The 20,552-nt window shown below is 66.3% G+C and carries 18 protein-coding genes and 1 pseudogene; 8 read left to right on the top strand and 11 right to left on the bottom strand.

Going from position 1 to position 20,552, the window contains the following annotated elements; translation table 11 throughout:
• Window positions 1-6: 6 nt before the first annotated feature.
• The 5 genes from ABGB19_RS02110 to ABGB19_RS02130 form a co-directional block, all read right to left on the bottom strand.
• Window positions 7-375 carry a hypothetical protein gene (locus tag ABGB19_RS02110; RefSeq protein WP_347683482.1) on the bottom strand — a complete coding sequence of 123 codons (369 nt, stop codon included), beginning with the start codon at window positions 373-375 and terminating at the stop codon, window positions 7-9.
• Window positions 376-499: 124 nt separating this feature from the next.
• Window positions 500-1,816, bottom strand: a complete 1,317-nt coding sequence (locus ABGB19_RS02115) for an AAA family ATPase (RefSeq protein WP_347683484.1) — start codon at window positions 1,814-1,816, stop codon at window positions 500-502.
• A 423-nt stretch (window positions 1,817-2,239) separates the two neighbouring features.
• Complete coding sequence (locus ABGB19_RS02120) at window positions 2,240-2,545, bottom strand: hypothetical protein (protein ID WP_347683486.1); 306 nt, start codon at window positions 2,543-2,545, stop codon at window positions 2,240-2,242.
• 238 nt (window positions 2,546-2,783) lie between these two features.
• Window positions 2,784-3,683 carry a tyrosine-type recombinase/integrase gene (locus ABGB19_RS02125; RefSeq protein ID WP_347683488.1) on the bottom strand — a complete coding sequence of 300 codons (900 nt, stop codon included), beginning with the start codon at window positions 3,681-3,683 and terminating at the stop codon, window positions 2,784-2,786.
• A gap of 181 nt (window positions 3,684-3,864) precedes the next feature.
• The gene (locus ABGB19_RS02130; RefSeq protein ID WP_347683490.1) at window positions 3,865-5,073 is read right to left on the bottom strand and encodes a cytochrome P450; all 1,209 of its coding nucleotides are present in this window, start codon (window positions 5,071-5,073) and stop codon (window positions 3,865-3,867) included.
• Window positions 5,074-5,175: 102 nt separating this feature from the next.
• On the opposite strand from ABGB19_RS02130, the gene ABGB19_RS02135 reads away from it, so the two are divergent.
• Window positions 5,176-6,657, top strand: a complete 1,482-nt coding sequence (locus ABGB19_RS02135) for a coniferyl aldehyde dehydrogenase (protein ID WP_347683492.1) — start codon at window positions 5,176-5,178, stop codon at window positions 6,655-6,657.
• Here ABGB19_RS02135 and ABGB19_RS02140 read toward each other — a convergent pair.
• Genes ABGB19_RS02140 through ABGB19_RS02155 form a run of 4 tightly spaced genes read right to left on the bottom strand, consistent with a single transcriptional unit; the run spans window position 6,644 to window position 10,585 of the window.
• Window positions 6,644-8,296 carry an acyl-CoA synthetase gene (locus ABGB19_RS02140; protein ID WP_347683494.1) on the bottom strand — a complete coding sequence of 551 codons (1,653 nt, stop codon included), beginning with the start codon at window positions 8,294-8,296 and terminating at the stop codon, window positions 6,644-6,646. The genes ABGB19_RS02135 and ABGB19_RS02140 overlap by 14 nt on opposite strands.
• A gap of 8 nt (window positions 8,297-8,304) precedes the next feature.
• The gene (locus ABGB19_RS02145; protein WP_347683496.1) at window positions 8,305-8,919 is read right to left on the bottom strand and encodes a PaaI family thioesterase; all 615 of its coding nucleotides are present in this window, start codon (window positions 8,917-8,919) and stop codon (window positions 8,305-8,307) included.
• Window positions 8,916-9,533, bottom strand: a complete 618-nt coding sequence (locus ABGB19_RS02150; RefSeq protein WP_347683498.1) for a cysteine hydrolase — start codon at window positions 9,531-9,533, stop codon at window positions 8,916-8,918. Before ABGB19_RS02150 ends, ABGB19_RS02145 begins: the two co-directional genes overlap by 4 nt.
• Window positions 9,530-10,585 carry a Rieske 2Fe-2S domain-containing protein gene (locus tag ABGB19_RS02155; protein WP_347683500.1) on the bottom strand — a complete coding sequence of 352 codons (1,056 nt, stop codon included), beginning with the start codon at window positions 10,583-10,585 and terminating at the stop codon, window positions 9,530-9,532. The genes ABGB19_RS02150 and ABGB19_RS02155 overlap by 4 nt, the downstream gene beginning before the upstream one ends.
• A gap of 144 nt (window positions 10,586-10,729) precedes the next feature.
• Here ABGB19_RS02155 and ABGB19_RS02160 point away from each other — a divergent pair, with 144 nt between their 5' ends.
• From ABGB19_RS02160 to ABGB19_RS02180, 5 genes are all read left to right on the top strand, one after another.
• Window positions 10,730-12,355, top strand: coding sequence for an NAD(P)/FAD-dependent oxidoreductase (locus tag ABGB19_RS02160; protein ID WP_347684670.1), 1,626 nt, complete (start codon window positions 10,730-10,732; stop codon window positions 12,353-12,355).
• On the top strand, window positions 12,352-13,467 hold the full coding sequence (locus tag ABGB19_RS02165; RefSeq protein ID WP_347683502.1) for an alpha/beta hydrolase: 1,116 nt from the start codon (window positions 12,352-12,354) through the stop codon (window positions 13,465-13,467). The genes ABGB19_RS02160 and ABGB19_RS02165 overlap by 4 nt, the downstream gene beginning before the upstream one ends.
• Window positions 13,468-13,528: 61 nt before the next feature.
• Entirely contained in the window at window positions 13,529-14,581 is a 1,053-nt protein-coding gene (locus ABGB19_RS02170) for a phosphotransferase (RefSeq protein ID WP_347683507.1), read from the top strand.
• Window positions 14,578-14,952 (top strand): nuclear transport factor 2 family protein, encoded by a 375-nt coding sequence (locus tag ABGB19_RS02175; protein WP_347683511.1) that lies wholly within the window; start codon window positions 14,578-14,580, stop codon window positions 14,950-14,952. Before ABGB19_RS02170 ends, ABGB19_RS02175 begins: the two co-directional genes overlap by 4 nt.
• Window positions 14,949-16,013 carry a TIGR03857 family LLM class F420-dependent oxidoreductase gene (locus tag ABGB19_RS02180; protein WP_347683513.1) on the top strand — a complete coding sequence of 355 codons (1,065 nt, stop codon included), beginning with the start codon at window positions 14,949-14,951 and terminating at the stop codon, window positions 16,011-16,013. The genes ABGB19_RS02175 and ABGB19_RS02180 overlap by 4 nt, the downstream gene beginning before the upstream one ends.
• A gap of 20 nt (window positions 16,014-16,033) precedes the next feature.
• Here ABGB19_RS02180 and ABGB19_RS02185 read toward each other — a convergent pair whose 3' ends face one another.
• The gene (locus tag ABGB19_RS02185; protein ID WP_347683515.1) at window positions 16,034-17,530 is read right to left on the bottom strand and encodes a carboxyl transferase domain-containing protein; all 1,497 of its coding nucleotides are present in this window, start codon (window positions 17,528-17,530) and stop codon (window positions 16,034-16,036) included.
• A gap of 85 nt (window positions 17,531-17,615) precedes the next feature.
• Between ABGB19_RS02185 and ABGB19_RS02190 the strand changes: the two genes are divergently transcribed.
• Together ABGB19_RS02190 and ABGB19_RS02195 are read left to right on the top strand one after the other, a co-directional pair.
• Window positions 17,616-18,647 carry an LLM class F420-dependent oxidoreductase gene (locus tag ABGB19_RS02190; protein WP_347683517.1) on the top strand — a complete coding sequence of 344 codons (1,032 nt, stop codon included), beginning with the start codon at window positions 17,616-17,618 and terminating at the stop codon, window positions 18,645-18,647.
• Between the two features lie 13 nt (window positions 18,648-18,660).
• Window positions 18,661-19,899 carry a cytochrome P450 gene (locus ABGB19_RS02195; RefSeq protein WP_347683519.1) on the top strand — a complete coding sequence of 413 codons (1,239 nt, stop codon included), beginning with the start codon at window positions 18,661-18,663 and terminating at the stop codon, window positions 19,897-19,899.
• On the opposite strand, the pseudogene ABGB19_RS02200 reads toward ABGB19_RS02195, so the two are convergent.
• A pseudogene (locus tag ABGB19_RS02200) lies at window positions 19,896-20,459 on the bottom strand (amidohydrolase family protein); the annotation flags it as partial. The gene ABGB19_RS02195 and the pseudogene ABGB19_RS02200 overlap by 4 nt on opposite strands.
• Window positions 20,460-20,552 lie beyond the last annotated feature (93 nt).

Genomic DNA, 20,552 nt, shown 5'->3' on the forward strand with positions numbered 1-20,552 from the left:
GGTCCGTTACGGTTCGTCGTCGTCGTCCCTTTCGGCGGTAGCGCGGGCGATGCGCTCGGCTTGCTGGGCGGCTTCCTCGGCGTCGAGGTCGGCGGTCATTCCGGCCAGTTCGAGCACGTCCTGTTCGAGCTTCGGCAGCCACGTCGGGCGGCCCTGGTCGTCACGTGCGCCGCCTGATTCATGTTCGTAGCGCCGGAACAACGTCCACATCAGCGAGTCGATCAGCAAGAACAATCGTCCGTCCTCGTGGGCTGAGGCCATGAGCGTGGCGGCGGGCCGCTTGCCGTCGCGTACACGGACCGCGAATGCGGCGAGCGCATTCTGTAGGTCACGAGGGTGCGGAATCCATTCGTCCTGTGCAGGTTTGGTGGTCATTCGGTTACGTTTCCTTCCTGTAGGTGGGTGAGGACTCTGAGGACTTTGAGGACTTGCCTGGTAGACAAGGGTTTTCGTTGTCCTCACGTTGTCCTCAACTGAGGACAAAGGGCAACCTAAGTTTTCAGTCATCCTCAGTTGTCCTCACTTCGTTGTCCTCAGTTGTCCTCAATGAGGACATTGAAAACATGCCCTGACCTGGGTTGTCCTCAGTGTCCTCACTGTCCTCAGGCCCCCGTAGGGAACGCCACACACCCCGGCTGACCTTCTCGATGAGGTCGTTGTCGGCCAACCGGGCGAGGTACTGGCCGGTGTCGTGGCGGCTGAGGTTCAACGCCTGTTGGACTTGGGCGTTGGTGACGGTGCCCTCCTTCTGGACATAGCGGAGCACCCACAGCGTTCTGTCACCGTGACGATTCTCGCGCTCTTGAACGTGCCGCTTGACGGCGGTGTCAGCAGCCGCGGAGAGGTCAGTGCCGTCGAGTTGCCACGCACCGTCAACGGAAGTCATCGCGTACTCGGCTTCGGGCACATCGCGTCCGGTGACGTGGAGGATGCCGGTCGGTTCCTGACGGGGGCGTTCGAGCACCAGCACGAAATCAGCCGCGCCAGCTACCGCGTTGCTGCCCGAGACGGCGTCCACGAAATCCTCGGTGCGCGACTTGTTCGTATGATGCACAGCCAGAACCGTCGAACCCGGTACGGCGTCGGCCAACGATTTGAGGCTCACCCCGAAGTCGTATTCGTTTTGATAGACATCGGCACCTGCTGGCCGGGGCGGCTTCGCCCGACCCAACGTGTCCAGAACGACCAGCGGCGGGTGAACGTCGTCCAGGTGCTCGGCGAGGAATTGCTCGATCATGCCGAGAATGACGCGGCGGTCCGCTTTCGTGATGCGATGCATCCCGCGAGGAATGCGCTTGCCCGGTCCCATGATTTGCCGGAACCGGGACTGTAGTCGGCGGTCGCCGTCTTCGAGCGCGAGGTACAGCACCGCCCGCTTCTCGACCTTCAGCTTCCCGAGGGCGACACCACCTGCGGCACAGGCCAATCCGAAGTCCGCGACTAGCCAGCTCTTACCCTTCTTCGGCGGGGCGACAATCAACCCGTAGCCTTCGGGCAACATGCCTTGAACCGCCCATTCCAGCGGCGGGAACTCCTGCTCGTCGAGCCACTCGCCGTCCCGCATATCCGCAAGAAGGTCGATATTGCCTGGTTCCGTTGAGGGCCAGAGCGATTCGGTGTCATCGGGCGGTTCGGGGCCGGGATCGTGTTTGTCGAGTGATCCACGAACCGTATCGTCAGGATGCCAGCCGTTGCGCGGAGCGTCGATGATGCCTTCGGCACCGGGGACACCGAAACGGTCCGCGTTGCGGCGGTGCTGGGCCGCGTGGAACTCGGCGCGTTCTTTGCCGAGGACCGCGTCGTTGTGATCCTTCATGCTGCGCTCCGACGTGCCAAGTGCTCAAGCCGGGAACGGTGCTCCGGGCACAACCGCCACGCGGTGCGAAGCGTGCGCGGATCGAACAGCGGTGTCACGCCAATGCTTTCGAGGTAGTTCGCCGTGGCGACGAGGGCATCGGCCTGGGCCAGCGTCATCTCGTCGCGACAGCGGTGCCGGTCGTGGTCCGGGTCTCTGATACAGCCGCACGGCGGGAGCGGCGGCATTCTCAGAGCAGCGTCTCGGCGGGCCGACCCGTAGTCGGGCCGGTGCGTTAGACTCCGATCATCGTTTGCGTGACGTATTCGGAGCGGGGCCGCTGGAATCGGCCCCGTTTCTCTTGTGGTCATCCAGGCGACCTCCCAGCGTGCTGCCCCCGCCAGAAGTCGGTGACCGTTGTCATCGACGGCATGTAGTGGCCGGTCACGCGGCACCGCCCGCTCGGTTGCGGCGTGCCGCCACAGCTTTTCGTGACAGCGCGGCGTAGAAGGACTTGCGAGCATTGGTGGCTCGCTTCTCCCGCTCAGCGGCGGGGAGTGTGCGGTCGGGGTCTACCTCGTCGTAGAACCGCTGATTGAATGCCGCCCGCGCCTTAGCGGTTCGACGTGTGCGGTCCTCGGTTAGTGCCCACGACTTGTGGGCGGCGGCCTGCGAGTTGAGCTTTCGCTCAGCGGAGGTCAGACGTGCGAAGTTGGCGATGGTTTTAGGGTCAGGGGAGGTGCTGTCCACACCCGGTATCCCTTCTGAGAAGGGCACAACGCGACAAATAGACACCTGGTGAATCAGGATGACTTGTCGCTACGGTCGGGTTCTCGCCCGACTCCCCTTCGCCCGTTGTGCGGTCGGCGGGAGGGTGTGTGTCTTTCCTACCGGGACGCCGTGGACGGCGTCAACGCACAACGGTAGTTGCCGTTGTGCGTATCGGTCAAGGCCCAGCTAGACGTGTGTGCGAGTCGCGCACAAGCGATTACAAGTCGCCGAGGTTCAATCCGCGTGCCTCGTCGGCGGCACGCTCCGACGCACTCGCGGAGGTGTAACGGTCGATCATGTCACGGTTCGCCCAACCGGCGACGCTCATCAAACCGCTCTCAGACCCGCCGTGCCTCAGCCACCGGGTTGCGGCGGTGTGCCTCATCCGGTGAAGGTGAAAGCCCTTGATCCCGGCCAACTCAGCGCGGTGCTTCAGGGTCTTGTCCAGCGCGTGATACCCGAACGTCTTGTCTTGCCCGCCGACCCACAGCGGTGCCGCATCCGCGAGCCGGTGCCCGCGCCGCACCCGTATGTAGCGGTCCAGCGCCGTCGCGGTCTGAGGTCCGAACGGGGCAACGCGGCCCTTGCCGCCCTTGCCGCGATGAATCGTGACCAATCCCCGGTGCACGTCCACGTCCTCCACCGTGAGCGCGAGGACTTCCCCGGCCCGCATCCCGGTTTCGGCCAACAACCGCACGATTGCCTCATCACGCCGGTCGGTCAACGCCTTCCCCTGGCACGCCTTGATCAACCGTTTGAGGTCGTCGTCGGTCAGCGCGTTGACCACCTTGCGGTCCACCTTCGGCGGTTTCACACCGAGTAGCGGGTCAGTCTCGTATTCGCCTTCGGCGGTCAGCCACGCGGAGAACCGTTTGAGGGCCGATTGACGGGCGACGGCGGTGCTGGCCTCCATGCCGTTGTCGAGAAGGTCGGCGATGAACTGCTGGACGTTGGCGCGGGACAACACCAGCGGCGTACCCGTCGCGGCGCACCAGCGTATGTACGCGGTGACACCCTTGGTATAGCCCTTCAGCGTGGCCGGTGATTTGCGCTCGGAGCGCAACACCAGTTGCCACGAGGGGAGTAGTTCGGTCAGATCGGGCAAATCGTTGGTCATGTCAATATCTTGACACGAACCGCTGTGCTACGCACATGTTTTCGAATAATCGGCTATAGATCCAGGTCAGCGGTGTTTTGTTCCGTACCGTCGTGTCGAAGTTATCGAGCAATACCTCGAAACCAAGACGATCGCCCACCGCATGCCGCGCGAGACCCGCTAGGTCGCCACGATCGACACGTCAGCCGGCGCCGAACGTCACCGGTAGTGCCGTGGGCGACCGGAACGGTTGGCCCCAGATGTGCGGGTTGTCGTCGGTGACGAGGGAGATGTCTGTCAGCCGGTCGAGCAGGCACTCCACCGCGACGCGGGTCTCCATCCGTGCCAGGTGCAGGCCCATGCAGGTGTGCTCGCCGGCCGCAAAAGAGATGTGCGGCACTCGCTTCCGGAAGATGTCGAAGTCCTCGGAGCGTTCCCAGCGCTTCTCGTCGCGGTTTGCCGACCCGATGCACACGTCGATGACCGACCCGGCAGGGACCGGAACGCCCTCGAGTTCGGCGTCCTCGGTCGCATACCGCTGCACGGTGGTCAAGGGAGTCTCGTAGCGCAGGCCTTCCTCGATGGCGTCGGGGAGAAGGGCGCGATCGGCCTGCAGGGCATGGAACTGCTCGGGGTGCGTGAGCAGAAGGTAGAGCAGGTTTCCCGACGAGCGGTAGGTGGTTTCCAGCCCGGCGGGCAGCAGCAGCCGCAGGAACGAGAAGATCGCTTCGTCGCTCAGCTTCGTCCCCTCGATCTCCGCCGAAACCAGATCGCCGATGATGTCCTCGGTCGGGCGGGATCTGCGCTTGTCGATCTGATCGAGGAAGTAATCCTTGAGTGCGGCCGAAGCCTCGAATGCACGCTTGTACTTGACGTGGTAGCTGATCAGTTCGACGGCACGCTTGCGGAACCACGGCAGGTCTTCTTCAGGCAGGCCCAACAGCTTCGAGATCACCCGCGTGGGGAACTCGAACGTGAAGTCGCGCACCAGATCGGCTTCGCCGGCGTCGATGAACTCGTCGATCAGCGCGTTGACGACCGGCCGCACGACCTCCGGTTCCCACCGCGCGAGCGACCTGGACTTGAACGCCGCCGACACGAGATTGCGGTGCTCCCAGTGTGTTTTGCCCTCCATGGCGAGAATCGTCGGACCGATGAACAATCCGATCGTGCTGTCGTAGATATGCGAGTTGAAGACCTTGCCGTCACGGAACACCCGGTTGACCGCGTCGAACGACACCGCGGCGTACAGGTGCTCGGGCCGAAAGGAATCGGGTGTCTTCGTCCAGTCCATGACGCTGCCGCGGAAGGCGCCGGTGGTTTCGCGCCGCCTCTTCGCGAATAGCGGATACGGGTCACGAAGGAGGTCGACCGCCTCGTCGGCGGTGACATCCTGGACGCGAGTTTCCACGTGTGCTCCGATGTCTCCGAGTCTATCCTGCGATAGGTACTGTAAAGATTACAGTAGAGGCTATCAGCTGGCTAGCCCGGGCTCTTCGAAAGCAGTGATGCGATGACGGAAACCGCAGGTCTGGCGTGTGCCGCTCGGCAGGAGGCGATGCAGACCGTTCTGCAGCGCCAACGACGCGCCTTCCTCGCCGACGGTCCACCGGGCGCCGGAGTCCGGCGGAACCGCATCGACCGCCTGCTCGCACTCGTGCTCGACAACGCGGACGACTTCGTCGACGCCATGGCTGCCGACTTCGGCACCCGGCCGCGGGACGGATCGATGTTCACCGAGATCCTCGGCATGATCTCGGTGATCGAGCACACCAGGTCGCATGTGGCGCAGTGGATGCGGACGACGAAGCTCATGAGGCCAGCGCGGATGTTCGGGCTGCGCGCCGAGGTGCAACCCTCTCCGCTCGGAGTGGTGGGCATCATCGGCCCGTGGAACTTCCCCCTCAACCTGGTCGTCCTGCCCGCCTCGGCGGCCTTTGCGGCCGGGAACCGCGCGATGATCAAGATGTCCGAGATCACCCCGCACACGGCGGATCTGATGGAGGCGACGGCGCCCAGGTACTTCGACGCGACTGAACTCGGGGTGATCACCGGCGGACCCGATGTCGCGGCCGCGTTCGCTGCGCTGCCGTTCGACCATCTCTTCTTCACCGGATCGCCTGCGGTCGGAGCCAAGGTACAGCAGGCCGCCGCGCAACACCTCGTCCCGGTCACACTGGAACTCGGCGGCAAGAACCCCGTCGTCGTGTCGAGGAACGCCGATCTGGGGCGCGCTGCCACGCGAATCGCACAGGCCCGCATGATCAACGGAGGCCAGGTGTGTGTCTGCCCCGACTACGTCTTCGTGCCGGAGGACCGCGTGGACGCCTTCGTCGAGATCGCGAAGGGCACCCTGCGCGCAATGTTCCCGACCATCGTCGGGAACGACGAGTACTGCTCGTCGGTGAACCACGCCAACTTCGACAGGGTGGTCGGGCTGATCGAGGACGCGCGAGCCAACGGCGCATGCGTCGACACGGAGTGCCCGCAGGGCGAGTCGCTGCCGGATCGGATGTCGCGCAAGATCGCTCCCACCATCGTGCGTGACATCGACGAGCGGATGAAGATCGCCGACGAGGAGGTCTTCGGGCCGGTCCTGGTCGTTCGGCCGTATACGCATCTGACCGAGGCCATCACCTACCTCAACGACCGGCCGGCGCCGCTGGTCGCGTACTGGTACGGACCCGACGACGCCGACTTCCGCCGGTTCGTTCGCGACACCCGCAGTGGCGGCGTCGCCCGCAACGACTTCGCCGCCCAGATGATCCCGTCAGCGGCACCGTTCGGCGGGGTGGGACGCAGCGGCATGGGCGCCTACCACGGAAAGGCGGGGTTCGACGCGTTCAGCCATTACCGCACGGTGGTCGGCACGGACCTGCCGTTCACCATCACCGGGCGCGCGGCACCGCCGTTCGGCGCGACGATGCGCGCGGGCACCGCGCTTGGCCTGCGGATGGCGCGCAACCGCACCCGCCGTCGGCTCAGGCGCCGCTGATCGCCTGCTCGCGCGCCCACCGGTAGTCGGCCTTGCCTGCCGGGCTGCGCTCGATGACCGGGCGGAACACGACTGCCTTCGGAAGCTTGTACCGCGCAATCGAATTGGCGGCGTGGTCGATCAGCTCCTGCGCTTCGGCGCTGGCTCCTTCGGCGAGGGCGACGATGGCGACCACCTCCTGACCCCACCGCTCACTGGGCCGTCCGGACACCACCACGTCGGCCACCGCCGGATGCGACGCGATCGCCGTCTCGACCTCCTCGACGAAGATCTTCTCGCCACCGGAGTTGATGGTCACCGAGTCGCGGCCGAGCAGTTCGATCGAGCCGTCGGCGAGATGGCGCGCGCGGTCCCCGGGCACGGAGTACCGCACCCCGTCGATCACCGGGAACGTCGCCGCGGTCTTGGACGCGTCGCCCTTGTAACCCAATGGCACGTAACCGCGTTGGGCCAGCCAGCCCATGCCGTTGTGGCCGGGTTCCAGCAGTGTGCCGAGGTCCTCGGCAGCGACGAACGTGTCCGGGCCGGCGTTGAACTTGCCGGTCGCGACCGCGCCCGAGGCGGACATGTGCGTCATCTGCGCACCGGTCTCCGACGAGCCGACGCCGTCGACGACGATGAGACCGGGCTTCACGTCGATCAGGCGCTGTTTGGCCGTCGGCGTCAGCAGCGCACCGCCGTTGGCGACCACCGCCAGCGACGAGAGGTCCGCGCTGGTGCGTTCGATCGCGTCGGCCAGCGGCCGGGCCATCGCGTCGCCGACGACGGTCACCGCCATCACCTTCTCGCGCTCGATGGCGGCCACCACCTCGTCGGCGTCGAAATGGCTGGTGACCGTGGAGAACACCACCGACTGACCGGTGGTCATCGCGGTCATCACGGCCCACTGGGCGGCGCCGTGCATCAGCGGCGGCAGGATCATCAGCCGGGACTCCGGCGCCTCGGCGACCCGCTTGGCGATGTCGTCGTAGGACGTCGCGAGTTCCCCGGTGTAGAGGCTGCGGCCGCCGAACGACGTCATGAAGATGTCGTGCTGGCGCCACAGCACACCCTTCGGCATGCCGGTCGTGCCGCCGGTGTAGAGCACATACAGGTCGTCGGGAGACGGCTCGTTCGGCGGCAACACCGCGGTGCCGGACCCCACGATCGACTCGTAATCGGTTGCGCCGTCGAGCAGTTCATTGCCCGAGTCGTCGGCGATCTGGATCAGCACCCGCAGGTTGGGCAGATCGGCCAGCACCTCGGCGACACGGGGTGCGAACGTCGCGTGGTAGATCAGCGCCGTGGCGCCGGCGTCGGCCAGCAGGTACTGCAGTTCGGCCTTGACGTAGCGGTAGTTGACGTTGAACGGCGCGACCCTGGCCCGCCACGAGCCGAGCATCGCCTCGACGTACTCGGGGCCGTTGTAGGCGTAGATGCCGAGCAGGTCCTGGCCGACCTCGTGGCCGGCAAGATCCGAGCGTTCGGTGTGGCATCCGAGCCCGCGGCTGTGCAGATAGGCGGCGAGGCGTTTCGACCGTTCGACGATCTGCGCGTAGGTGAACCGGCGGTCGCCCTGGATGATGAACTCACGCTCGCCGATGACGGCGGCGACGGTGTCGGCGGCGGCGGGAACAGTGAACTGGGTGGTGACAGACATCGGGCCTCTCAGGGCTGGTGGGGCAGCAGCTTGATCATCAGACCGTTGGCCTCGGATAGTACGTTGCCGTCGGCGTCGGTCATCTCGGCCCTGATGAACAGCTTGCGCCCGTCGACCGAGTCGATCCAGGCCCTGGCGGTCAACGGCACCCCGGTCAGCGTCACCCGGCGGTAGTCGACGTGCAGGTAGGCGGTGCGGCTGTCCGGTCGGCTGGCAGCCGACACCACCATGCCGAAATGCCAGTCGTAGAACAGCGGTATCACCCCGCCGTGGACGGCGTCGTTGCCCCCGACGTGAAAGCGGCTGAAGTGCCCACGCATCACGACCTCGTCGGGTCCCGACGCGACCACCCGCCACGGCGGCATGATCGGGTGACCGTGGCCGGGAAGGTCGAGCACGCGCCCGGCCGGCGCGACGCCCGCGGGCGCCCTGTGCTGCTCCAATCGCGCGGCGGCGTCCTCGAGCAGTTCGGCAGTGTCGTTCCACAGCGTGGCGTCGGGATTGCTCGAGACCGCGATGTCCTGCAGGCGTCTCATCGCCGCCATGAACCGGCCCATCTCGGGCTCTGCCACGGTCGGTTTCACCCTCGCGAACTCGCGAATGTCGTCTTCGGTGTCGGTCACTGTGTCGTCCAGGTCCTGATGAGGTCGTCGGTGGTGGTGATGGTCGCCAGCAGCGACAGCATGTTGTCGATGATCGTGTTCGCGTAGGCGGTCGGAATTCCGGCGACGGCATCGCGCGGCACGACCACCCGGTACGCCTTGTTCACCGCATCCATGCAGAGGTTGGTGATGGCCAGGTTCACCGAGACGCCGACGGCCACGATCGTCGTCACCGCGAGATTGCGCAGCACGGCATCGAGGTCGGTGCCCCCCATCGGTCCGATGCCGTGCCAGCGCCGCAGCACCACGTCCGACGGTTCGGGTCCGAGCTCGGGCAGCAGTTCGGCGCCGGGCGTGCCTGGGGCGATCTCGACGCCCGAACCGAGCGTGAAGATCTTCGCGTTGTGGTTGGCGCCCAGCCCGTCCGGCCGCCGCTGCACCAGGCAGTGCACCACCCGCACGCCCGCGTCGCGCGCCGCGGGCAGGAGCCGGGCGATGTTGGGCACCGCCTCGCGCCGGGCCTCGTTCGCGAGCGCGGCCAGCCCGGCGTCGGGGCCGACGACCGCGCCCTGGCACTCCTGCGTGACGATCGCGGTGTGGCCGGGCGCCGCGATCTCGTCGAGATCGGGGGTCATACCGAGGCGGGAATCTCGCCGGGTGGGGTGGCGGGAGGGACTTCATAGAACTGGGTCGCCCACTTGCGCATCGCCATGTACGGCTTCGCGTCGACGCGAGACAGCGCGGGGTTCTCGATGTACTCCTGATAGCGCCAGATGTCGAGGTCCTCCCACACCGTGCCGAGAAATTGCCGCTCGACCTTCTCGCACACCTCGGGCGGTGGCACGTCGGAGGTGTCGCCGGGCAGCCGCGGCCACCAGATCGAGTAGAACATGTCCGAGTAGCCGTCCTCGACGGGTGTGCAGGCGAAGATCAGCCGGTGGTTCGACGAGCCCTCGAACGCGCTGACAGCGAAGCCGAGACCGGAGAAGTGGCTGTGGATCCGCAGCGCCATCCTGTCCGGATCCTCGCTGCGCGCGCTTGTTCCTCCCGTCGCTTCGCTCGCCTTGGCGGGCCAGCCGGTGAGAAACCGCCATTCCTCGTCGACGGCCTCCCAGTGCAGACACACCGGGGTGACGGTCGCGCCGTGAACGTAGTGGAAGTGTGCGCTGTCGGGCCCATTCTCGGCGACGATCTGCGGGTGCACCGGTTCGCGCTCGGCGCGGCTGGAGAACTCCGGATACGGCCGGTAGTACGCGTCGGGGTCGGTGGGGAACTGCGGGAACTTGCCGAACAGGTCGGGCATCTCCCACTGCGGTTGCCTGCCGTCGGGCTGATGCCAGGCGAACACGCAGCCGTACTGCTCGACCACCGGGTAGACGCGCAGCCGCAGCGCCTTGTTCGGCCGGTCCGGCTGGTACGGAATGTGGCGGTTGGTGCCGTCGGGTCCCCAGCGCCAGCCGTGGAAGGGACACTCCACGCAGTCACCGACGACCTTTCCGCCGTGGCCGATGTGCGCGCCGAGGTGACGGCAGTGTGCGGAGAGCAGATGCAACTCGCCGGCGTCGTCGCGGTAGGCCACGAGGTCGTCGCCGAAGTACCGCAGCGGCCGGACCTCGCCCTGCGGGAACTCCGCCGACCACCCGATCATGAACCAGCCGGTGACCTTCCAGGTGAACGGAACCTTCATGCCAACTGCCTCCTCGCGACGTAGGTCGCTTCCGCGGACGTAACGCCAGGGTGCGATTTGGGCCGATATGCCTGTCGTGGCGTTACAACGGACGATACTGTAATGGCTTCAGTATCATCCAGTGGAGCAGCCGGAGGCAGAGTGTTGACGAACGAAGGCAGGGCCCGCTACGACGCCGTCGTCATCGGCGCGGGGTTCTCCGGGCTGTACGCACTGCACCGACTGCGCGAACTCGGGCTTCGCACGACCGTGCTGGAGAAGGCGGAGAACGTCGGCGGGACATGGTTGTTCAACCGGTATCCCGGTGCGCGCTGCGACATCGAGAGCATCGAGTACTCCTATAGCTTCTCCGAGGAGATCCAGCAGGAGTGGGTGTGGACGGAGACCATGCCCGCCCAGCCGGAGATCGAGGCGTACCTCAACTTCGTCGCCGACCGGCTCGACCTGCGGCGCGACATCCGGTTCCACACCAACGTCGTCGCGATGACGTTCGACGAGGTGGCCGCCGAGTGGCTGGTGTGCACCGAGGCGGGCGAGGCGTTCGTCGCGCCGTTCGTCGTCGCCGCATCGGGAATCCTGTCGGTACCGCTCGAACCCGACATCCCGGGGATGGACACCTTCACCGGCACGTCGCTGTTCACCAGCCGCTGGCCGAGACAGGACGCCGACCTGACCGGCAGGCGGGTCGGCGTGATCGGAACCGGCTCCACGGGCGTGCAGCTGATTCCCGTTGTGGCGCAGGAAGCGGGCCACCTCACGGTGTTCCAGCGCTCGCCGGCCTACACGTTGCCCTGGCAGGTCCGGCCGTTCGACGACGGTGAACTCGACGAGCTCAAGGCCAACTACTCCGAGATCCGCGCGGCACAGCGTCAGCACGCGGTCGGAGCGGCTCGGCTCAGCGCGTTCTCGGTGCTGTTCGAGATGATGGCCCAGCCGCCGCTGAAGTCGGCGTCGCGCGAGGATCAGTTGCGCGCCATCGACGAGGGCGGCGTCATGGGCGCACTCAGTTGGGGCGACGTCTTCTTCGACATCGAGGCCAATCGGATGGCCGCCGAGCTCTATGGCCGGGCGGTGGCACGCATCGTGCGCGACCCCGAGACCGCCGCGTCGCTCACGCCGACACATCCGTTCGGGTGTAAGCGACCGATCATCGACCAGGGTTACTACCAGACCTTCAACCGCGAGAACGTGACGCTGGTCGATCTGCGCAGGGATCCGATCGCCGAGGTGACGCCGACGGGAATCCGCACCGAGCGGCATCACCACGAGCTGGACGTCATCATCTACGCGACCGGGTTCGACGCGATGACCGGTGCGCTCACCCGCATCGACATCCGCGGGCGCGACGGCGCGTCACTGGGCGACTTCTGGACCTCGGAGGGCCCGTACACTTACCTCGGGCTGGCGGTCGCGGGCTTTCCGAACCTGTTCATCATCCAAGCACCCGGAAGCCCATCGGCCGCAACGAACTTCGTCGCCGCGCTCGAACAGCACGTCGAGTGGATCGGCGACTGCATAGCGTTCATGCGTACCAACGAGTACCGCACCATCGAGGCGCTGCCCGAGGCCCAGCGCGAGTGGATTGAGCACACGACCTCGCTGGTGGAGCCGACGGTGCTGGTGCACCCGTCGTGCAACTCCTGGTACAACGGCGGCAACGTGCCGGGCAAGAAGCGGATGTACATGGGCTACACGGCGGGCATCCCGGAGTACCGGCGCCGCTGCGAAGAGATCGCCGACGCCGGCTATCCGGGCTTCAAGCTCGCATGAGGCCGGCGGAGCGCGCATGGCGCATCGGCCGCGATTTCGCGGGAGTGATACCCCGGGCTCATGCGGCAGTGACGTCGTCTCAGGGCTGGAACCCGTTGTCCGCGAGAGACGCTCGCCAGTTCGGTGAGGTCGTTCTCGACGAGCTTGCCCTGACCGGATTCACGCTGACGGCTCCGCCGCCGAAAGTCGAGCGCTCGGCCGCCTCATGCGCCGATGCGGCCGACGAGCTGTCCGGCCTTGGTGTGGCGGGCGTGCACCGCGAGCCCGACCCGCTGCAGGTGAAGACGCTTCGACGCCGGCGGTTCGGCAGGCAGCGCTACGAGCAGATGACCTTCGAGCACAACCCCCATCTACCGGAGTCACTGCGGGCGTTCGGTGGGCCGGCCACGGCGGTGGTGCACCTGTGCCGCCAGGGTGACGACCGGCGTCCGTGGCTGGTGTGGGTACACGGCGCGGGTCAGGGGCAGCCCATCGATCTGTTGTTCTCGCGGGCCCGGCGCCTGCAGGAGGAACTGGGACTCAACATCGCGCTGCCCGTGCAGCCGGGCTGTGGCGTGCGCGGCGGCGCCTGGCCGGCGTATCCGAATATGGACCCGCTGAACAACGTGGCGGGCATGCTTCGCGTCGTCTCCGAAGTCAGGGCGGTGGTGCGGTGGCTGCGGCCGCAGACGACGGCGATCGCGGTGTCCGGCGTGTCGATGGGAAGCCCGGTGGCAGGCATGGTTTCGCACCTCGAGGCGGTCGACGCCGTCGCGGTCTACACGCCGATCTTCGGCCTCAACGCGATGATCGCCACGCACCTGGGCCGCTGGGGCCCTTCGGTGCGCGACACGGTCGAGCTGTTGCGGTCCGACCCCGTCGAACGGGTGATGGCCGCGGTCGACTACCAGTCCGTCGAACCGACGGCGCCGCCGGGTCGACGGCTCATCGTCGGCGCCTGGCACGACCGGATGGCGATGCGCGAACCCGCGCAGGTTCTGCACGACCGGTGGGGCGGGGAACTGCACTGGCATCGCGGCAGCCACGTGGGTCACCTGTTCGCCGGTGGGGTGCAGGCCGCATCCGAGCGCTTCCTGCGCGGCGTCGTCGCTACGCCGAGCTGCGATCGATGACGACGCGGAACGCGGATGACCGGTGTCTTACTCTTCGTCGAACAACCTGGGTAGGGGCTCTATGGTGAGTTCAGCCACGACCGACGTTCCACTGGGCATCGACGCCGTGACGCCGCAGTGGCTCACCGCTGCGCTGGGCTCCGAGGTGACCGACGTCCGCGCCGAGCAGATCGCACAGGACAGCGGGTTCTCGTCGCTGCTGTACCGCCTGCACCTGACGGGCGACGAAGTCCCGGCCACCGTGATCGCGAAGCTGCCCGCGACGTCCGAGGCCCGCAGTGCGATGGAACTGCTCGGTGGGTACCGCCGCGAGCTGGCGTTCTACCGGGACATCGCCGGCCGGGCGCCGCTGGGAACGCCGCGGGTTTACACCGCCCGAATGGTCGATGGCTCAGCGGATTTCGTGCTGCTGCTCGAGGATCTCGCCGGTTGGGACAATGCCGATCACCTGGCCGGTCTGTCGATGGACCAGGGCCGCACCTGCATCGAGGGGCTGGCCGGGTTGCATGCCTGGTCAACCGCGAATACGGCTGCGCTGAAGGTCTTCCCGAGCCTGGACACGCCGGTCGCGCGCGACCTGTTGGTGCCCGCCTTCGGGCCGGGTTGGCAGGTCTACCTCGACAAGTCCCCGGTGCCCGTGCCCGCCGCCGTCGCCGACTACGCCGCACGATTCGCCGAGAGTGCGGGCCGTGCGCTGGAGGCGCTGACCGAACGCTCGATGCTGTTGCACGGCGACATCCGGGCCGACAACCTGTTCTTCGACGGTGGGCGGATGAAGGTGGCGGACTTCCAGTTCGCGTCCGTCGGCGCCGGTGCCGCCGACGTCGCCTACCTGGTCAGCCAGGGGTTGCCGACCGAGGCGCGGCGTGGCCACGACGAGGCGCTGGTTCGTGAGTACCTGGCGCACTTGGCGAGTTACGGTGTCGGCGACTACCCGTTCGTCGAGGCGTGGCGGCACTATCGGTTCGCCGTGGTGTACCTGATGGTGCTCCCCGTCATCTCGCTGAACGGATGGGACGCCATGCCCGAACGCTCGAGGGCGCTGTGCCTGAAACTGACGGAGCGGGCGGTGTCGGCGATCGACGAGATCGACGCGCTGGAGGTGTTCGCGTGACACGCACGGCCCGCGAAGTCGTCGAACTGTACAACCTCGCGGTGTGGAACAACCGCGACTTCGCGCTCGCCGAGGAGCTGATGGGCGACAGCGTCGTTCGCCATGACGTGGGGGAGGCGACGACGCTGACGCACGAGCAGGCGGTGCAGCGCATCATCGACCACTGGGACATGTTCGACACCATCCGCTTCGATCTGAACCTGGTGGTCGCCGGCGACGACGGTGAACATGTCGCGATCGTCTACCAGTCGCCGATGACGTTGAAGGACGGTACGGAGACCAACATCGGCAGTATGGAGATCTTCCGTGTCGTCGACGGCCGGATCACCGAGGTCTGGAATTGCGGTTACAAGCAAGGAGTTTGGGCGTGAACGAACGCGTGCTCGATGAGCTGGGCTACTACCTGCTGGCCGGCGCCGGGGGTGAGGGCCCGGCGGCGCTGATGGACGAAGCGCGTCGCGGTGAGGAGATGGGTTTCGGTACCGCGTTCATCTCCGAGCGGTGGAACGTCAAGGAGGCGTCGTCGCTCGTCGGTGCCGCGTGCGCCGTCACCACCCGAATGCAGATCGCCACCGCTGCGACCAACCACAACACACGCCACCCGCTGATCACCGGATCGTGGGCGACGACCATGCACCGGCTCTCCGGGGGGCGATTCACGCTGGGGATCGGTCGCGGAATCGGCGCGATCTACGGCGCGTTCGGCATACCGGCCGTGACGACCGCGCAGATGGAGGATTTCGCGGGCGTCATGCGCCGGCTCTGGCAGGGGGAGCTGATCTTCAACCACGACGGGCCGATCGGTAAGTATCCGGTGCTGTTCCTCGATCCCGACTTCCGCGAGGACATCCGGCTGGCGATCGTCGCGTTCGGCCCGCGTACGTTGGCACTCGGCGGGCGGGCGTTCGATGACGTCATCCTGCACACCTACTTCACCCCGGAGACCTTGCAGCGCTGTGTCAAGACCGTCAAGAACGCCGCAGAGAAGGCCGGACGCGACCCGGGCAGTGTCCGGGTCTGGTCGTGCTTCGCGACCGTCGGTGATCATCTACCCGAAGAACTGCGGCTGAAGAAGACAGTCGCACGGCTGGCGACCTATCTGCAGGGCTACGGCGAGCTCCTCGTGACGACCAACAACTGGGATCTCGCTGTGCTGGAACGGTTCCGGGCGGATGCTGTCGTGCGGTCGGTTCCGGGCGGGATCGACCACAAGGCCACTGCCGAACAGATCGAACACATCGCGACGCTCATTCCGGACGAATGGCTGGAGCCGGCGGCCACCGGTTCCGCACAGCAATGCGTCGAGCGGGTGCGCAAGGAGTTCGACTACGGCGCCGACGCGGTCATCATGCATGGCGCAACTCCCGACGAACTGGCGCCCATCGTCGACGCATACCGCGCGTCAGAGTGGCGACCGGCGGTGCGCCGGTGACGGGCACAACTCGCAGGATGCTAGGGCGTGATGACCGTGCGGGACACCGGTTCTGCGGCCGACTGACGGCTGTAGATCGCGCGCTGCAGGCCGGTCAGCAGGGCGTTGCGCGTTTCCTCGGGATGGATCAGATCGTCGAAGCCGAGATGGCCGGCCGAGCGGAACGAGGCGTCGACCTCCGCCTTGCGGAGCCTGGCCTCGACGTCCTCGGCGGCGTGCGACGCCTTGCTCAGCGCGGCGGCGCTCATCGCGCCCATCGTGGCGCCAGGATAGGCGAATGTGGCGCTCTGATTGTCGAAACCCAACAGCGACATGACCATCGAGCCGAAACCGTAGGCCTTCCGCAACGTCACGTGCAGCTTGATCGTCGACGCCGCGGTCTGCGCGGCGAACATCCGCGCGCCGCTGCGCAGGACGCCGGTCTTCTCCGAACGGCTGCCGGGCAGCATGCCGGGGTTGTCGGCGAGGAACACGATCGGCAGGTGGAACGAATCGGCGACGGTGATGAAATGCGCGGCCTTGTCAGCCGCATCGGCGTCGATGGACCCGGCCAGCACCTGCGGCTGGTTGGCGACAACCGCCACGGGATGACCGCCGAGATGGGCCAGCGCGCAGATCATCGCGGGCCCGAACTTCGGCTGCACCTCGAACCAGTCCGGACCGTCGAACACCACATCGAGCACGCGGCGCATGTCGTAGACGCGGCGGTTGCCGCGCGGCACGATGTCGAGCAGTTCGGGCGTTGCGCGGAATTCGGTGGTCTCGTCTGTCGGACGTGACTCCGGGTATGACCACGCGCTCGCCGGGAAGTAGGACAGGTAGCGGCGAATGTCGTCGAGCACGGCTTCGTCGTCCTCGGCGAGATTGTGGATCACGCCGCTGGTCAATGCGATGCTCGGCCCGCCCAGATCCTCCTTCGAGATGTCCTCGCCCGTCGACTCCTTGACCACCGGCGGACCTGCGGTGAAGATGGCCCCCTGGCGGCTCATGATCGTCCAGTCGCATACCGGTGCGACGAGCGCGCCGTGCCCGGCCGAGGGCCCGAGCAAGCCGGCGACCATCGGGACCTTTCCGGAACACTGCGCCTGGGCCAGCAGGTCGGTCGGGGTGCGGCCGTAATGTTCGCCGCTGGGCCGAAATCCCGCGCCCTCCAACAGCATCACCAGCGGCACCTTGTCCCGCAGCGCCAGTTCTGCGAGCCGGTAGCGCTTGGCGTTGCCGCCGGGGCCGATGCTGCCCGCCAGCGTCGTGAAGTCCTCGGCGCCCACCATCACCGGCTTGCCGTCGATGAAGCCCGAGCCGGCCACGATTCCGTCCGCGGCGATGTCGCCGCCGACGAGCGTCCCGAACTCGCGGAAGGTGCCCTTGTCGAGGAGATGTTCGAGCCGTCCCCTGGCGTCCAGCTTGCCCTTGCCGTGGTGCTTGGCAAGCCGCTCGGTGCCGCCCATTGCGTGTGCGTGCTGACGACGGCGAGACAGTTCGTCGAGCGTGCCCGCCCAGTCCTCTGCCTTGGTCATGCGCACTCCTGTCGTCTGACCGCGATGGTCGCACCGGCATGGTCACGTTGACCATACTGAATTGCTTACTGTAGCGTCTACGACCATGCGTAGCGGCCTCAAGGTCGACGGGGCCGTCTCGAGTCAGCTCGCCAATGTGGTGCAGGCGGCGACCAGGCTGGAGCGGCGCGGGTATGACGGCTGCTGGACGGCCGAGATCAATCACGACCCGTTTCTGCCGTTGACGCTGGCCGCGGAGCACACCACGACGGTTGAACTCGGCACCAGCATCGCGGTGGCGTTTGCCCGCAACCCGATGACGGTCGCGAATGTCGGCTGGGATCTGCAGGATTACTCCGACGGGCGTCTCATCCTCGGTCTCGGGTCGCAGGTGCAGGCGCACATCGAGAAACGTTTCAGCATGCCCTGGAGCCGTCCGGTCGCGCGGATGCGGGAGTTCGTGATCGCCCTGCGCGAGATCTGGTCGTGTTGGCAGGACGGCTCGAAGCTGCGGTTCGAGGGTGACTTCTACACCCACAAGCTGATGACGCCGATGTTCACCCCGGAGCCGCAGCCGCACGGACCTCCGAGGGTGTTCGTCGCGGCCGTCGGAGACGCGATGACCGAGATGTGCGGCGAGGTCGCCGACGGCATGCTCGCCCACGCGTTCACGACGAAGCGCTATCTCCAAGAGGTGACGGTGCCGTCGCTGCTGAAGGGGATGCGGCGTGCCGGACGCGCTCGCGACGACTTCCAGCTGTCCGCACCGATCTTCGTCGTCACCGGACACGACGAGGGAGATCTCGCGGCGGCGGCCGTGGCCACGCGCAAGCAGATCGCGTTCTACGGTTCGACACCGGCGTACCGCAAGGTGTTGGATCTGCACGGGTGGGGCGAGCTGCACACCGAGCTGCATCGGCTGAGTCTGGCCGGGGAGTGGGACACGATGGGCTCGCTGATCGACGACGAGGTCCTCGGCGAGTTCGCGGTCGTGGCGCCGATAGGCCAACTGGCGCGGGCGATCCGGGATCGTTGTGACGGTGTCATCGACCGCGTGCTGGTCGGATTCCCGGCGTCGGTCGCCGAGGAGACCATCGTGCAGGTGGTCGGGGAGTTGCGCGGCCAGCCGGTCGCATGAGTGAGGAGTGGTCATGAGCACCCGCGTCATGGACGAAGCGGCCAGAGTGTTCGCCGATCCGCAGGCGTACGCCGACGAGCCGAAACTTCATGCCGCCTTGACCCATCTGCGGGCGAACGCCCCGGTCGCCTGGGTCGACGTCGACGGCTACAACCCGTTCTGGGCCATCACCAAACACGCCGACGTGATGGCGATCGAGCGCGCCAACACGGTGTTCACCAATTCACCGCGGCCCGTGCTGGCGACGAAGGAGGGCGACGAACAGCAGGCCGCGATCGGTGTCAAGACCCTGATCCACATGGACGATCCGGAACATCGAGCCGTCCGCGCGATAGGGGCGGACTGGTTTCGTCCGAAAGCCATGCGGGCGCTCAAAGTCCGGATCGACGAACTGGCGAGGCGCTACGTCGACAACATGGTGGCGGCCGGCCCCGAATGCGACTTCGTCCAAGAGGTCGCAGTGAACTACCCGCTGTACGTCATCATGTCGATGCTGGGCATCCCCGAGTCGGATTTTCCGCAGATGTTGAAGTACACGCAGGAACTGTTCGGCAATGACGACACCGAGTTGCAGCGCAGTGCTTCCATCGAGGAGTCGATGGCCGTCCTGCTCGAGATGTTCGGCTATTTCAACGAATTGACCGCGGCACGACGAGCACACCCCACCGAGGACCTCGCCTCGGCGATCGCGAATGCGACGATCAACGGCGAACCGCTGTCCGACATCGACACCGTGTCGTACTACCTGATCATCGCCACCGCCGGTCACGACACCACCAGCGCTGTCATCTCGGGTGGCCTGCACGCGTTGATCGAAGAACCCGAGCAACGAGAGCGTCTGCGCGCCAACATGGATCTGATGCCGTTGGCGACCGAGGAGATGATCCGCTGGGTCACCCCGGTCAAGGAATTCATGCGCACCGCGCGCGAGGACACCGACGTGCGCGGCGTGCGGATCGCAGCGGGAGAGTCGGTGCTGTTGTCCTACGCGTCGTCGAATCGAGACGAAGACGTCTTCGACGACCCGTTCCGCTTCGACGTCGGCCGTGACCCGAACCGGCACAATGCGTTCGGTTACGGTGTGCACTTCTGTCTCGGTGCGGCGCTGGCCCGCATGGAGGTCAGCAGCTTCTTCTCCGCGCTGCTGCCGAGGCTCGACGACATCGAACTGACGGGCAAGGCGGAGCACATCGCGACCATCTTCGTCGGCGGGCTCAAGCACCTGCCGATCCGGTACTCGCTGAGGGGCTAGCTGCCCGAATTCCCCCGCGCCGCAGCGTGTAAGGCGTCACCACGCGTGCCCTTCTCGTGATGGCTGAGCGCGCGGATGGAGACATCATGACCCTCAGCGGCCTTCCTTAAAGCGCCGACGGTGGCCTGTTCCTTGCTGATGTGGGTGAACGGGTCCCAGTGGTACCAGCGCATGGCGTTCTCGAACGTCATCTTGTTGATCTCGTCATCGGGCACGTTGTTGGCCTTGAGGACCTCGTCGAGTTGTTCGGGGGCCCCGGGCCACATCGAATCCGAATGCGGGTAGTCGGCTTCCCAGCAGATGTTGTCCACACCGATCTCGTTGCGCAACGCCACCCCGACCGGATCGGCGATGAAACAGGTCAAGAAGTGCTCACGGAACACCTCGGAGGGCAGCTTGTCGCCGAAGTCCTGACCGGTCCACGTCGAATGCATCTCATAGGTGCGATCGGCGCGCTCCAGGAAATACGGAATCCACCCCGCACCGCCCTCACTCAACGCGATCTTCAGATCCGGGTAGGCCTTGATCGGACGCGACCACAACAGATCGGCCACGGCCTTTCCGAGTTCCTTACGGCATGGGCGACAGTTTAGTCGCGGCGCGCTCCACCGTGCCGAGAGTTCGTTGGGCTCGCTTGTATGCAGTCAGGGTCG

The organism is Mycobacterium sp. B14F4 (assembly GCF_039871645.1).
Taxonomy (GTDB): domain Bacteria; phylum Actinomycetota; class Actinomycetes; order Mycobacteriales; family Mycobacteriaceae; genus Mycobacterium.

Excerpts from the sequence above, each read along its gene's own strand:
- ABGB19_RS02110 (WP_347683482.1), bottom strand. The coding sequence starts at position 375 with ATGACCACCAAACCTGCACAGGACGAATGGATTCCGCACCCTCGTGAC.
- ABGB19_RS02115 (WP_347683484.1), bottom strand. The coding sequence starts at position 1,816 with ATGAAGGATCACAACGACGCGGTCCTCGGCAAAGAACGCGCCGAGTTC.
- ABGB19_RS02125 (WP_347683488.1), bottom strand. The coding sequence starts at position 3,683 with ATGACCAACGATTTGCCCGATCTGACCGAACTACTCCCCTCGTGGCAA.
- ABGB19_RS02135 (WP_347683492.1), top strand. The coding sequence starts at position 5,176 with ATGACGGAAACCGCAGGTCTGGCGTGTGCCGCTCGGCAGGAGGCGATG.
- ABGB19_RS02140 (WP_347683494.1), bottom strand. The coding sequence starts at position 8,296 with ATGTCTGTCACCACCCAGTTCACTGTTCCCGCCGCCGCCGACACCGTC.
- ABGB19_RS02150 (WP_347683498.1), bottom strand. The coding sequence starts at position 9,533 with ATGACCCCCGATCTCGACGAGATCGCGGCGCCCGGCCACACCGCGATC.
- ABGB19_RS02155 (WP_347683500.1), bottom strand. The coding sequence starts at position 10,585 with ATGAAGGTTCCGTTCACCTGGAAGGTCACCGGCTGGTTCATGATCGGG.
- ABGB19_RS02165 (WP_347683502.1), top strand. The coding sequence starts at position 12,352 with ATGAGGCCGGCGGAGCGCGCATGGCGCATCGGCCGCGATTTCGCGGGA.
- ABGB19_RS02170 (WP_347683507.1), top strand. The coding sequence starts at position 13,529 with ATGGTGAGTTCAGCCACGACCGACGTTCCACTGGGCATCGACGCCGTG.
- ABGB19_RS02185 (WP_347683515.1), bottom strand. The coding sequence starts at position 17,530 with ATGACCAAGGCAGAGGACTGGGCGGGCACGCTCGACGAACTGTCTCGC.
- ABGB19_RS02190 (WP_347683517.1), top strand. The coding sequence starts at position 17,616 with ATGCGTAGCGGCCTCAAGGTCGACGGGGCCGTCTCGAGTCAGCTCGCC.
- ABGB19_RS02195 (WP_347683519.1), top strand. The coding sequence starts at position 18,661 with ATGAGCACCCGCGTCATGGACGAAGCGGCCAGAGTGTTCGCCGATCCG.